This is a genomic window from Bifidobacterium cebidarum (genome assembly GCF_009193305.1).
Lineage (GTDB): Bacteria > Actinomycetota > Actinomycetes > Actinomycetales > Bifidobacteriaceae > Bifidobacterium > Bifidobacterium cebidarum.
The window spans coordinates 328,225-341,656 of the sequence record NZ_WBVS01000001.1; the positions used below are offsets into that span (position 1 = coordinate 328,225).

Here is a 13,432-nt window from a genome sequence, read left to right on the forward strand (position 1 = left end):
TCTGTCCAACAGCCGAACGTGACGGAAGTCACCTACAGTTTTCTATATCGGCAATTGTGGGCGAAGCGGCACTGCATTAGGGTGAGCATCGTGACACAATCACTGGCCAAGAACATTCGTCCCATTACCGAGCACGGCGCCAATGTGCTCTATCAGCATGGCACGCTCGCCCTGCTGGTGCCAGGCTTGCTGGAAGGCACCACCACCATCGGCGAATTGCTCAAGCATGGCGACACCGGCATCGGCACCGGCGAAGGACTGGACGGCGAGCTCATCATCCTCGATGGGGTGGCCTATAAAATCGGCCAATCCGGTATCGCACAGCAAGTACCGAATGATTTCACGATGCCATTCGCCAATTCGCATCGCGCGGCATTTCAATACCAATGCGAGCGTGAGGATATCGGCCTCGAGGAGCTCAACAAACGCATTGTGGAAGCCAACGGTCGCGCCAACACGTTCTTTTCGGTGAAGGTGCACGGTACATTCAGCTTTATGAAAACCCGCGCGGTGATCAAACAGCAAGCACCTTACCCCACATTGCTCGAAGTAGCCGATAGACAGGCCATCTTCCTCAAGCACGATGTGACCGGCACCATGCTCGGCTACTTCTCACCCGTGATGTTCCATGGCGCCGCCGTGGCCGGGTTCCATGAACATTTTCTCTCCGATGACCATACGTTCGGCGGTCATGTGCTTGACGCGGTGCTGAGCCACGGCAAAATCTACAGCCAGGTATTCGATACGTTGGTCACGCACCTGCCAGTGGACGACCCTGGATATCGCAACCATGACTTCAGTCAGGACAATATCGCCGAAGCGATCACCAGCGCCGAAGGCGATAGGCACGCGAACTAGCTCTCATATCCTTCCGGCCCGTCCGCCTTCCGCGCCCTTGTTCTACTGATAATTGGATTGATACCTTATATATATGAGCGATCAATCTTCCCTGCGTCTTCGTCCAGCCCGGCAACCGCGGCGCAGCCGGCGTACCACTGGTCATGACTGGATTCCCGACCAACCTGGCGCTTGGGTGATGGCGATGGCGCCCGCGCTCGCCAGTGCGATATGCGGCACGGCATGGTCCACGACCGCGCGCGATGCCTCCCCCACTGCAGCCGGCTGGTGGTTGCTCATCTGCTGGGCGCTGTGCTATTGCGTCGAGTTCACTGCCGCACGATGGCTCAAGTCCCGTTGCGCCAAACGATATCGGCCACCGGTCATTGGATACTGCGCCGCGCTTGCCGCTGTGGGGCTGCCGTTCCTGGTTATGCACATCGATGTGCTCGTTTGGGCTCCTTTATATATGGTATTGGCGGCAGTCGCTTTCATCGGTGCATGGTTCCGCCGCGAACGCTCGCTATGGGCCAATGCCGTATCCGTGATTGCGGCCAGCTGCACGGCTACAATCACGCTTCACTATGGCGCCAATTCACCGAGTATTCCACAGGTCTCACTTCCCGGCTTGGTATTGACGCTCTGCTTTGTCGCAACCCAATTCGGATCTGTACTGTTCGTAAAAACGATGATTCGAGAACGCGGCAGTCGTCCTTATGTCATTGCTTCTTGGGTTTGGCATATCGCGCTGCTGGCTTGGTGGATCTCCGCCGCGAATCAAAGCTGGTATCTGGCGATTTTAGGTGTGATTCTGCTCGCCCGCGCTCTGGCATTGCCATTGATCGCATGGCATAAGCCGGTAAAACCAGTGATAGTGGGTATTACTGAATGCTTTACCAGCCTGATTGCGTTTGGATGCATTATCGCCAATGCACTGATTTCGATGTAAGTATTTCTGCGAACATACAGCAGATATGAAGGAAGCCCGTCCGCATTGGACGGGCTTCCTTATGTGTCATTGGTCAGACGCGAATCCTGAAATCAGACGCGCTCGGAGGCTTCCTCCGTGGCCGCCTCGCCTTCGCGCTCGACGCGAATCTGGTGACCTTCGGCCTGGGAGACACCGTAGTAAGCCGCGATGGCGATGTCCTTCATGTCGTTGATCAGCGGGATACGCGGGTTGGCCGGGGTGCACTGGTCCTCGTACGCACGCATACCGATCTGGTCGAGTACGCTCCAGAAGTAGTCTTCGTCCACACCGCAATCCTTGAAGCTCTTGTTCATGCCGAGCTTGTTGTCGCGGTAGTCCTCGACCGCCTTGGCGAGGTTCTCCACGGCTTCCGCCGGGGTCTTGCCGGTGTCGATGCCGAGGTTGCGGGCGATGTCCTGGTAGCGCTCCGGAGCGATGTACTTGTTGTACTTCGGCCAGGAGGTTGGCTCCTCCGGAATCTGGCCGTTGTAACGGATCACGTACGGCAGCAGGATGGAGTTGGTGCGGCCGTGGGCGATGTGGCACAGCGCGCCGATGGTGTGGGCCATGCCGTGGCACATGCCGAGGAACGCGGAGCCGAATGCCATGCCGGCCATCGTGGCGGCATTGTGCATTTTCTCCTGGGCCTCGGTCTTGGCCAGGCCAGGCTCGCCGTTGACGGATTCGGCCAGGTTGTCCCAGATGAGCTTGGCTGCGTGCAGGGCCATGCCGTCGGTGAAGTCGTTGGCGTACACGGACACGTATGCCTCGAAGCTGTGGGTCAGGGCGTCGAAGCCGGCGTCGGAGGCCAGCTTGCGCGGCTGGGTGCGGGCCAGCACCGGGTCGACGATGGCCACGGACGGAGTCAGGGCGTAGTCGGTGATCGGGTACTTGTAGCCGGTCTTGTGATCGGTGATCACGGCGAACGGGGTGACTTCGGAGCCGGTGCCGGAGGAGGTCGGGATGCACACGAGCTTGGCCTTCTTGCCCAGCGGCGGGATCTTGAAGGCACGCTTGCGGATGTCGAAGAACTTCTCACGCACGTCGGAGAAGGCGATTTCCGGGTGCTCGTAGAGCAGCCACATAATCTTGGAGGCGTCCATCGGGGAGCCACCACCGACTGCGATGATGGTGTCCGGCTCGAACTCCTCGCGCATCATCTCGGCGCCCTTTTCGACGGTCTCGACGGATGGCTCCGGCTCGACGTAGTCGATGATGCGGAAGGTCACACGGTTGGAGCGTGCACGCAGCTGGTCGATGATCTTGTCGACGATGCCGAGCTGTTCCATGACCTTATCGCACACGATGACGGCCTTCTCGATGCCGTACATGTCGCGCAGGTACTTGATGGCGTTCGGCTCGAAGTAGGTCTTCGGCGGGATCTTGAACCACTGCATGTTGTTGTTCCTCCGAGCAATGCGCTTGATGTTGACGAGGTTCACGGCCTGAACGTTGCCGGAAACCGAGTTGCCGCCGTAGGAGCCGCAGCCCAGGGTCAGGGACGGGGCGATGGCGTTGTAGATGTCGCCGATGCCGCCGAGGGAGGAAGGCTGGTTCCAGATGATGCGGCAGGCGTGCATGCGGACGCCGTACTCACGCACGAGCTCCTGGTTGTTGGTGTGGATGGCGGCAGTGTGGCCGGCACCGAGCTTGAGCATCTGCTCGCACATCTCGAAGGCCTGCTCCTTGTTGTCGGCCTTGAGGACGGCCTGCACCGGGGCGAGCTTCTCGTGGGTCAGCGGCTCGTTGTCGGAGACTTCCTTGCATTCGGCTGCCAGGATGGTGGCGTCAGCCGGGATTTCGAAGCCGGCGGCCTTGGCGATGAATTGCGGGGACTTGCCCGGCACCACGGAGTTGAGCTTCGGGGTCTGGCCGGAGCCGGCGGTGCAACCGAACATGTACTGCTCGAGCTTGGCCTTCTCTTCGGCGTTGACGAAGTATGCCTTGCGGGTCTTCAGCTCCTTGATGAGCTGATCATAGACGTCCTTGTGGGCGATGATGGCCTGTTCGGTGGCGCAGATCATGCCGTAATCGAAGTGCTTGGAGAGCACCAGATCATTGGCGGCACGCACGATGTCCACATCGGAATCGACATAGGCCGGAGCGTTGCCGGCACCCACGCCGAGAGCGGGCTTGCCGGAGGAGTATGCGGCCTTGACCATGCCCGGGCCACCGGTGGCGAGGATCGTGGCCACACCCGGGTGCTTCATCAGGGCGCCGGTGGCCTCGATGGACGGGTGCTCGATCCACTGGATGCAGTTCTCAGGTGCGCCTGCCGCAATGGCGGCGTCACGCACGATCTTAGCGGCCTCGACGGAACACTTCTGCGCACCCGGGTGGAAGCCGAAAACGATCGGGCAGCGGGTCTTCAGCGCAATCAGGGACTTGAAGATGGCGGTGGAGGTCGGGTTGGTGACCGGGGTCACGCCAGCGACGACGCCGACCGGCTCGGCCACTTCGTCAATGCCCATCACATCGTCTTCGCGAATGATGCCGACGGTCTTCTGACCGGCGAGGTAGTTGGTGACGTGCTCGCAAGCGAAGATGTTCTTGGTGGCCTTATCTTCCACGAGACCACGGCCGGTCTCGTCCACGGCCATCTTGGCCAGCACGAGATGCTTGTTCAAAGCGGCGATGGACGCCTTGGCGACAATGCGATCAACCTGCTTCTGATCCAGATCCTCGAAGGCGACCAATGCCTTTTGCGCCTTCTCAACCAGCGCATTGACCTCAGCCTCTGCTGCGGCCTGCTTCTCTTCTGGGGTCGGCTTGGTGGCTTCGACCTTCTTTGCTTCTGCCAATTCGGGTCCTCCTCGATCTAACTTGGGGTGTTTGGCAAAGTGTCTTGTTGTGTCACAGTCGCTGTGACCTGAGTCACAATATACCGAAGCATTTTGTTTGCTGCACATGAACAAAACCAACGGCGTTTCATGTGAAAAATTGTTTATTTTTTGTGAATTAATGATATTTTAAGCTAACAAAATTTAACATTTTGGCCATTATTGGTCAATTTTGTGCTTTTTTTGAGTTAAATAACATGCTTTACCTGCAAATAACTTCACAACTTTTTCTAAAATACTTATCAAAAGTTATGAAATCAGTTAGTATTATGTAAAGCTGTTTTAGATAAGTACACTCAAACTCTTAAAACACAACGTATTGTGCACGCCACGCTCCTTCCAATAGAAAACTGCACATCTCAAGTACAATCGCATACATCACACCAATGGAGGTTGATCATGAGAGCGATGCCATCTACCGCGTTAAAGACTCATAATCGTAATGCCATGACGCAATACCTATATGCGCACCGGCAAGTCACCAAGCAAGAACTAGAGCGTGAACTCGGACTGAGTCTTCCCACCATCACGCAAAATCTCCGTTATCTGGAAGAAGACGGCATTATCCGCAAAGGAAATCTTCAAGATTCCACGGGAGGGCGTAAAGCACAGAGTTATAACTTCAATGCGGATCATCGCACCTCCATCGGCGTCATGATGAGAACCAATGAATTGCAGATTTGCGCCATCGACCTTTACGGCAAGGTAATCGAAGAGACTCGTCACACGATTCCATATCGGGACAACAACGCCTATTATCAACGCATGGGCGATATCATCAACAGCTTCGCATATCGCACAGAGAAAAAGCACGGAAAAGTGCTGGGGGTCTCATTCGCCATACAGGGCATCGTCTCCCCCAACGGCTCCACCATTACTTTCGGCACTCTTATGGGGAACACCGGACTGACGCTAGGCACAATTTGCCAATCCATCCATTACCCATGCATGATGATTCATGATTCGGACGCTGCGGCTATGGCCGAGCTTTGGTTTGATCATTCACTTACCGATGCCGTGTGCGTCTATCTTGAGCGACGCCCTGGCGGAGCCGTGATTGTCAACGGCAAGCTCTATCAAGGTCCCAACCAATGCAATGGGACCATCGAACACATGACTTTGGTTCCAGGGGGCAGAGAATGCTATTGCGGCCAACGTGGATGTATGGACATATACTGCTCCCCCGAAACATTGCCGGAGGATTATGAAAGCATACCCGGGTTCTTCAGCGTTCTCGAGCAAGGAGAGCAGCATCACCGCGAGCGCATGGATAATTGGCTCAATTATGTAGCACAGGCCATCGTGAACGCACGTTCAATCATTGCCGGAGATGTCATCATCGGAGGCGAGGCGGCAAAACATCTTGCAGACGACGACATCGAATCATTGAGAGCAAAAATAACGCAGCATAGTCCGTTCGGCACCGAGCACTTCACGCTGAGGAAAAGCTACTGCCTCGATAACCAAAAAAATATCGGAGCTGCGCTGCGTTTCGTGGAAATCTATCTTAATGACATATTCGGCAGCGCAGAAAACAACTGATTCGTTGCTCGAATGCCGCACACACGCCATTCGAGCAACAACGCAAAAGCCCGGGAGCCGTATTTATTCACGGCGTTCCCGGGCTAGACACTATCAAAGCAATGCAACCGCTAGATAATTTGGCAGAATTCAATGGTTTCCGCATTCGGACCGTAAATATTGAAATACCGAATGCCCTTGTCCCAGAAAGAAGGAATGGACTGGATTGATTCATCCTTCAGCTCAAGGCCCAGAGCCTTGGCATTTTCGAATGCAGCCTCAATATCCGGCGTATCCAAAGCCCAATGATTAATGGCGCCAGTAACCATCGGCGCGGGATCGCCCTCCCAAGTTTCAATGGTCAAATGCCCATAACGCAAGAATGCACAGCGGTTTTCGCCGTTATGGAACAATCCCGCAAGCTCAAAACCAAGTTTCTGAGTATAAAACTCAATAGTCTCATCCAAATCTTTTGCAGGCATTCCGGAATGCTGGAAATCCGTAGTAAATGCAGTCATTGGCTCGGCCATGGTGTTCTCCTTTGAACCTTATTGCTATTGTTACCAACAATAAAGCATGCTTCCATAAAAAATGTGCGACACATGAAAACATGCAATACAAGAATTCGGCCGCCGGGAAAAAGGGGAAGCCGGCGGCCAAGTATGTGATTACTCGCCGACCTTCACCACGGCCTTGGAGACGCCCTCAATCCTGCCATCAAGGAAATCCTGAACTTCCTCAAGTTCCAGTTCATGGCTGATGAGCGGGGCTACGTTCATCTTGCCTGATTCAAGCAGACTGATGGCATCCTTGAATGTGAGCGGGTTGATGAAGGAACCCTGAATGGTCAGCTGCTTCTTGTAAATGTCGTAGGTGTTCATCTCGAAGTGCGCCTCTTGCGGCCCCACGCCGAACATGAGTACCTGTGCGCCCTTCTTCGCGGCAGCGACGGCCTGAGCCTGGGTCTGTGGCAAACCTACGGCCTCGATAATCACATCATAAGCATCAGTCGGCACATCTTCGCGCGTGGTATTGAAGACGTTCTTGACACCGAAGAGTTCTTGGTTGCGCCGGAGTTTTTCGTCGAAGATACCGGCTAGATCCACCTGATGCACACCATAGGCCTGCACGATCTGCACAAACAACTGCCCCATGAAACCATCACCAATCACCAGAGCCTTCTGATAGGGGCGCAACTTGAGCAAATCCACACCGTGCACCGCACAGGAAATAGGCTCGATAGCAGCAGCATCCTTGAGGGAGACATTGTCAGGCAACCTGTACACCACGGTTGCAGGAGCGGTAAATTGTTCAGCAAGACCACCATTACGGGTCACGCCGACCGCGGAAAGATGATCGCATAGCTCAGGACGTTGAGTCAGACAATATTCGCACTGGCCACAGTAAATGTTCGGATCGACGGCTACACGATCGCCCACCTTTACCCCGGTGACTTCGGCACCGATGGCGGCAACAACACCGGAATTCTCATGGCCAAGCACAATTGGCGGCACAGCCGCGGCTGAACCTGGACGACCGGCATACAAATCATGATCCGTGCCGCACACGCCAGCATAGGCGGTGTCAATCAACACTTCATTCGGCTTGATTTCCGGAGTAGGCAGGTCTTGAATCTCAAATTCTTTGACGCCGGTAAGCACGAGAGCCTTCATGGCAGGTCCTTTCGGTACAAAACGCCCCATGCAACTACGTTGTTCAGAGGCAACTGACGCAATCCGTTCCATTCCTTGAATTGCTGCCTCTAAGCATATCATTTAAAAACTATTTACACAAATCATTTTTCTAAAAGTTTTGAAATAAAGTAGGAGCGAATGGATCGCATATCCAGTCGCTCCTACAACCGTCGGCGCTGCCCTACATAAGATTCCATGGCGACAAGCTGCTGCCATAGGCCAGCATCATCACAACAGTTATCACCAGCACCGTTATCACCGCTATGACGGCAGGCCACGGTGAGTCACTCCGAATCATTGCAGCACACTCCTCAACCAACCGTAATCTGAATTTTCACATCTTCAGGACGAGCTTCAGCCACACGATCGAATGCATCCTTGGCATGATCCATATCAAAGACGTCCGAAATAAACGGCTTCAGATTAATCTTGCCCGCGGCAACCAAATCAATAGCCTTCTGATACACATTGGCGTAACGGAACACGTTCTCGATTCGCGTTTCCCGGGCCTGGACCTCAGTAATGTCCATAGGCACTACGCCATCAGCCGGGATGCCGACAATCACCGTCACATTGCCAGGAGCGCCCAACTTCCATAGGTTGTCATACGCCTTCAAATTGCCAGAGCATTCGAACACGCGATCGGCGCCCCAGCCATCAGTCTCCTCAGCGATACGCTGCAGCAAGTCTTCCTTCTTGATATCCACAGGAATCACACCTGGAATCTTGCCGGCGAGCGCCAGTTTGACATCTGAGACATCGGAGACAAGCACCTTCGAGCACCCACCTGCCATCGCAGCGGCAGCAACCATCAGGCCGATGGTTCCTGCGCCCACCACCACAGCCACGTCGCCCGGCTTTATGGCGGCCTTCGTAGCAGACCACATTCCGACAGCCAACGGCTCAAGAAGAGCTCCCTCTCCATAGCTTACATTTTCAGGGAGTCTATACGTGAATGCAGCTGGATGGATGACCTCTTCGCAGAGGCAGCCGTCCACCGGCGGCGTCGCGAAGAAGCGAACCGCGGGATCGATATTATACAGGCCCAATTTGACGGCTTTGGAATTCATATCGGGGATTCCCGGCTCCATAGCCACCCGGTCGCCGACCTTGAAACCAGTGACCCCTGGCCCAACTTCAAGAACCGTTCCCGATGCCTCGTGCCCCAAAATCATGGGTTGTTCAACAATGTATTTGCCAACACGCCCATGGGTGTAATAATGCAAATCCGACCCGCAGATCCCCACGGTGTGAGGCGCGATACGGAGCTCGCCAGGACCAGGCGCGGACATATCCGGCACCTGACGAACATTGATGACGCCCTTACGCTCTAGGACCACTGCCTTCATAATTGCCTCCTTGAAATTACCTATCGACGTCCTCGTCGTATTCTCAAGCGTAAGAGCCTAAACGCCTCCTTTTCTGTACTGAGGTACCCAACATATGTACTTTCATGACACGTACAGAAAACACCGGTCATCGAAATATAGATTCTTCGTCCAAAGAATCACCGGCGGCATCCACCCTCCACAAAAACCTAGATACAATTCCTCCTATCTGTGCCTGCGCCGATATTCCGAAGGAGTCATGCCGGTTTCCTGACGGAACCTACGATTAAAATTCGCTGTATTGGCATATCCGCATTCGGCCTGAATACGCGAAATGCCATAGTTTGTGGAATCAAGCAATCTGCAAGCCTTGGCGACTCGCAATCTTCGTACCATGTCCGAAAAGCTCACACCGGCAGACTGTTTAAAGAATCTAGAAAAAGCCGGGCCGCTCATAGATATTTCACGAGCGACCGTCTGCAGTGATACATCCTCAGACAAATGCTCTTCGATGTATGAGAGCACCGCATTAATACGCTGCTCACTGCTTGACGCCACGTTACAGTCATACCCGGGAGTCACCACGCAAGACCATTCATCCGTAGGGGCATCCGCAAAAACCCGCAATAGATTCAGCAGAACAATTAACCTATCAAACCCGACGCATCGTCCCATCTTTTCTAAGAGTTGCGCCGCCTTTGCCGCTGATTGTCCGTCAAGCACAATCGCCCGCTCAGATCGACGAAGCAAACCATAAAGCCTCGAGACTTCAGGGAAAACACGTATTAATGCGTTCAAACGATTAGGATGCACTTGACAGAGTACATCCCGCTCAGCCAACGTCTGCCCTGCATCTAAATTCGAAATCCAATTGTGCGGAAGATTCGGTCCAAGCATGAACACTTGCCCCTCATGAAAAGGCACCATGGCATCCCCTGCCATCATGAACCCGCTCCCCTCTCGGATGAGATGAATCTCAATTTCGGGATGATGATGCCACCGCGCCAATACCGAAGGATAACCGTGTTCAGACCAACGAATTGCCTCATCGCATTCTGACACGATGATTTCAAGTGATCCTTGTTCCTTGCCGCCCATCATAGGACTTCACCACTAATCACGATGTTGCCTTCTATACTCGGAAGGAGTAGAGCCGACTTCTTTCAAGAAACTGCGATTGAAATTCGCCGCATTAGAGTAGCCGACTTCTTTTCTGATTTGCGCAATGCTCAATCCAGTGGAGACCAGCAATCGGCACGCCTTCGAAATCCTCAACCGTGTCACCAAGTCAGAAAATCTCATGCCAGATGTCGCATGGAAGAAACGCGAGAAAGCATTCGGATGCATCACCACCACTTTGGCGACATCTTGCACAGTAATGTCGTCGCTCAAATGCTCATTCACATATGAAATCACCGCATTTATTCGACCGGTGGCATCGAATCGAGTGCTAGGAGCATAATTGCCATCAAGCACCATATTCCACTCATCATCCGGCGCCTGCACAAATGTCGACAAAATAGACATCAGGTCCACGAACCGATCAGTCTCGCTATGCTCGCCCATCACTTCAAGAATGTTGGCTACACGTCTGCGGGATTCCCCCTGCAACACAATGACACGATTAGATCGGCTCATCAGACGCCTAAAGGGCAGTGTCTCAGGGAATTGAATACTTAATGACTCAATTTGCTCATCACGGAACTGGCAGAATACATCACGCCGGTCCAAACGTTCACCGGCATCTATATCAGAAATCCAATTGTGAGGGACATTCCTGCCAATCATCGACACCTGCCCAGGGGCATAAGGCAAAAGCATATCCCCCACCATCATCTGTCCGAATCCTTGACGGATAAGATGTATCTCAACCTCATCGTGATGATGCCAACGGGCCAAATCCGATGGATATCCGTGTTCCGCCCAACGAATTGACACATTATGAAGGGGCTCCATGAATTCGAATTCGCCGGTATTGAACTTCGTACTCAAGGAACCCCCTTTCAAATAAATCAAAAGTGACCGCTGGAATGCTCACGCAGCAGCGGTCACTGTCAGATATATGAGCGGAACGCTGTTTATATCAGGTTGGTTAGGTTGTGGTGTTTGCCGTTGCGTGCGTAGACGGGGATGACGTCGAGTGGCGCGTTGGCTTGGATGGTGGTGCCGCCCGGGTGGGTGGTGTTGTCGTGGAGGTCGGTCCAGGTGGTGTCGGGGCCGCCGGGCAGGTAGACGGTCCTGGCGGTGGCGCCGGCCTGGGTGACGGGGGCTATGAGCAGGTCGGGGCCGAACATGTATTCGTCGTTGATGTCGGCCGTGTTCGGGTCGTGGGGGAATTCGTAGAAGAGGCCGCGCACGAGGGGTTGGCCGTTCCTGTGGGCCTGGTCGAACAGTTCCCGCGTGTAGGGGCGCATGGCCTCGCGCACGCGGATGTATTTGACGAGGATGTCCTCGACCTGCGGGCCCATGCTCCATGGCTCGTTGTCGGCGCCGGAGTAGAAGCGCGGCGTGCCGTCGGCGGCGCGGACCATTTCCTTGAGGGCGCCCTCCTCGTAGAGGATGGCCTCGTGGGCCTTGTCGAGGGGGGTGATCTGGTCGCGGGTGTGTTCGGGCGTGTGGAGGCTGCGGTTGCCGTGGTTGCGCATGACGGGCAGGAAGCAGGAGAACTGGGCCCAGCGGATGAACAGCTCGCGGAACGCCTCGGATTCGATGTCGCCGTTGTGGAAGCCGCCCATGTCGGTGGTGAACCAGGGGATGCCGGCCATGCCCATGTGGATCGCGCAGGTGATTTGGGCCTTGAGGTCCCCGAACGTGGAGCCGACGTCGCCGCTCCAGACCAGGGCCCCGTATTTCTGGGAGCCGGCCCACGCGCATCGGGTGAGGTTGACGATCCGGCCGTCGCGTCCCATGGCCTGCTGGCCCTCGTAGAAGCCGCGGTTGTATTCGACGGGGTAGATGTTGCCGACCTGCTCGTTGGGGCCGGCGTGGTAGCGCCAGTTCTCGAAGTCGTAGGAGCCGTATTCGGGTTCGGCCTCGTCGAGCCAGAACGCGTCGACGCCCAGGTCGGCGTAGTTCGCGCGGCATTTGTCCCATACGTAGGCGCGGGTGTCGGGGTTGGTCGCGTCGATGAACGTGCACGGCTCCCAGGCCATCATGGCGATGTCCTCGCCGCGTTCGGGGCGCACGAGCAGGTTCCTGGACTTGAGCTCGACGTAGTTCTCGCTGGTGAGCGCGACCTGGGGCCATACGGAGACCATGAGCCTGACGCCCATGGCGTGCAGCTCGTCGCACATGGCCTTGGGGTCGGGCCAGAACTCGTCCTCGAAGCGGAAGTCGCCCATGTGGGGCCAGTGGAAGAAGTCGACGACGATGAGGTCGAGGGGGATGCCGCGGCGTTTGAACCCGCGGGCGGTCTCGAGGAGCTGCTCCTGGTTCCAGTAGCGCAGCTTGCACTGCCAGAAGCCGAGCCCCCATTCGGGCATGGCGGGCGCGTGGCCGGTCGCGTCGGCGTACTGGGACTCGATCTGGGCGGGCGTGTCGCCGGCGGTGACCCAGTAGTCGAGCTGGCGGCTCGAGCGCGCGGTCCACCGGGTCCGGTTGGACGCGAAGTCGACCGAGCCGATCGCGGGGTTGTTCCACAGGAACCCGTATCCGGCCGAGGAGACCACGAACGGGACCGACGCCTGGGAGTTGCGGTGGGCGAGCTCGAGCTCGCACCCCTTGAGGTCGAGCGTGTCCTGCTGGTACTCGCCCATGCCGTACAGGTGCTCGTCCCTCGGCGCGAGGAAGGAGACCGAGATCTCGTGGTCGCCTCCGGTGATGGGCCGGTAGGAGCGGGCCCTGAGATTCAGGGAGCCGCCCTCGCCGGTCTCCTCGAACAGGAGCGTGCCGTCGGCCCTGTGGAAGGACAGGCGGCAGACGAACGCCTCGTACCCCTGGCATCCGTTCCACCAGTGGCGGGCGCGGGCCCTGACCACGATGCCCCCGTTCGACACGACGGCCTCGTCGCCCTCCTCGTCGATCTCGATGCGGAAGCCCTCGGCGCGGGGCCTGTCCCCGAGGGCCCACGCGGTGTCCTCGACCGGGTGCATGCGCGCCGAGCGCACGCGCACGCTGTTGGCGCCCCACGGCTCGATGCGCAGGTACTCGCCGTCGCCGGTCCACAGCAGCGCGGACCCGTCGGCCGATAAAGCGAATTGGGTCATGATCGTCCTCCTTCGGCGATCCCGTCCGGCGTTCCCG

Annotated in this window: 10 protein-coding genes; 3 read left to right on the forward strand and 7 right to left on the reverse strand. The window is 56.1% G+C overall.

Translation table 11 applies throughout. The features are described 5' to 3' along the window. The first annotated feature begins 90 nt into the window (after positions 1-90). Together budA and F7D08_RS01440 are read left to right on the forward strand one after the other, a co-directional pair. The gene (budA, locus tag F7D08_RS01435) at positions 91-858 is read left to right on the forward strand and encodes an acetolactate decarboxylase (RefSeq protein WP_152208943.1); all 768 of its coding nucleotides are present in this window, start codon (positions 91-93) and stop codon (positions 856-858) included. A gap of 73 nt (positions 859-931) precedes the next feature. Then, on the forward strand, positions 932-1,786 hold the full coding sequence (locus F7D08_RS01440; RefSeq protein WP_152208944.1) for a YwiC-like family protein: 855 nt from the start codon (positions 932-934) through the stop codon (positions 1,784-1,786). Between the two features lie 92 nt (positions 1,787-1,878). Here the strand turns inward: F7D08_RS01440 and adhE are convergent, their stop codons facing one another. Next, the gene (gene adhE, locus F7D08_RS01445) at positions 1,879-4,608 is read right to left on the reverse strand and encodes a bifunctional acetaldehyde-CoA/alcohol dehydrogenase (RefSeq protein WP_152208945.1); all 2,730 of its coding nucleotides are present in this window, start codon (positions 4,606-4,608) and stop codon (positions 1,879-1,881) included. A gap of 438 nt (positions 4,609-5,046) precedes the next feature. Between adhE and F7D08_RS01450 the strand changes: the two genes are divergently transcribed. Further along, positions 5,047-6,189 (forward strand): ROK family transcriptional regulator, encoded by a 1,143-nt coding sequence (locus tag F7D08_RS01450; protein ID WP_152208946.1) that lies wholly within the window; start codon positions 5,047-5,049, stop codon positions 6,187-6,189. A gap of 110 nt (positions 6,190-6,299) precedes the next feature. Here the strand turns inward: F7D08_RS01450 and F7D08_RS01455 are convergent, their stop codons facing one another. The 6 genes from F7D08_RS01455 to F7D08_RS01480 all read right to left on the reverse strand — a co-directional run bounded on the left by F7D08_RS01455 (position 6,300) and on the right by F7D08_RS01480 (position 13,395). Continuing rightward, positions 6,300-6,698 carry a VOC family protein gene (locus F7D08_RS01455; RefSeq protein ID WP_152208947.1) on the reverse strand — a complete coding sequence of 133 codons (399 nt, stop codon included), beginning with the start codon at positions 6,696-6,698 and terminating at the stop codon, positions 6,300-6,302. Positions 6,699-6,836: 138 nt separating this feature from the next. Continuing rightward, on the reverse strand, positions 6,837-7,841 hold the full coding sequence (locus tag F7D08_RS01460) for a zinc-dependent alcohol dehydrogenase family protein (protein WP_152208948.1): 1,005 nt from the start codon (positions 7,839-7,841) through the stop codon (positions 6,837-6,839). A gap of 332 nt (positions 7,842-8,173) precedes the next feature. After that, positions 8,174-9,211 (reverse strand): NAD(P)-dependent alcohol dehydrogenase, encoded by a 1,038-nt coding sequence (locus F7D08_RS01465; RefSeq protein ID WP_152208949.1) that lies wholly within the window; start codon positions 9,209-9,211, stop codon positions 8,174-8,176. A 204-nt stretch (positions 9,212-9,415) separates the two neighbouring features. Beyond that, positions 9,416-10,291, reverse strand: a complete 876-nt coding sequence (locus F7D08_RS01470) for a helix-turn-helix domain-containing protein (protein WP_152208950.1) — start codon at positions 10,289-10,291, stop codon at positions 9,416-9,418. Positions 10,292-10,303: 12 nt separating this feature from the next. Beyond that, the gene (locus tag F7D08_RS01475) at positions 10,304-11,182 is read right to left on the reverse strand and encodes an AraC family transcriptional regulator (RefSeq protein WP_152208951.1); all 879 of its coding nucleotides are present in this window, start codon (positions 11,180-11,182) and stop codon (positions 10,304-10,306) included. 86 nt (positions 11,183-11,268) lie between these two features. After that, entirely contained in the window at positions 11,269-13,395 is a 2,127-nt protein-coding gene (locus F7D08_RS01480; protein WP_152208952.1) for a TIM-barrel domain-containing protein, read from the reverse strand. Between the last annotated feature and the right edge of the window lie 37 nt (positions 13,396-13,432).

Bases quoted from the DNA above. Each gene is read 5' to 3' on its own strand.
- F7D08_RS01440 (WP_152208944.1), top strand. From the start codon at position 932: ATGAGCGATCAATCTTCCCTGCGTCTTCGTCCAGCCCGGCAACCGCGG.
- F7D08_RS01450 (WP_152208946.1), top strand. From the start codon at position 5,047: ATGAGAGCGATGCCATCTACCGCGTTAAAGACTCATAATCGTAATGCC.
- F7D08_RS01455 (WP_152208947.1), bottom strand. From the start codon at position 6,698: ATGGCCGAGCCAATGACTGCATTTACTACGGATTTCCAGCATTCCGGA.
- F7D08_RS01460 (WP_152208948.1), bottom strand. From the start codon at position 7,841: ATGAAGGCTCTCGTGCTTACCGGCGTCAAAGAATTTGAGATTCAAGAC.
- F7D08_RS01465 (WP_152208949.1), bottom strand. From the start codon at position 9,211: ATGAAGGCAGTGGTCCTAGAGCGTAAGGGCGTCATCAATGTTCGTCAG.
- F7D08_RS01470 (WP_152208950.1), bottom strand. From the start codon at position 10,291: ATGATGGGCGGCAAGGAACAAGGATCACTTGAAATCATCGTGTCAGAA.
- F7D08_RS01480 (WP_152208952.1), bottom strand. From the start codon at position 13,395: ATGACCCAATTCGCTTTATCGGCCGACGGGTCCGCGCTGCTGTGGACC.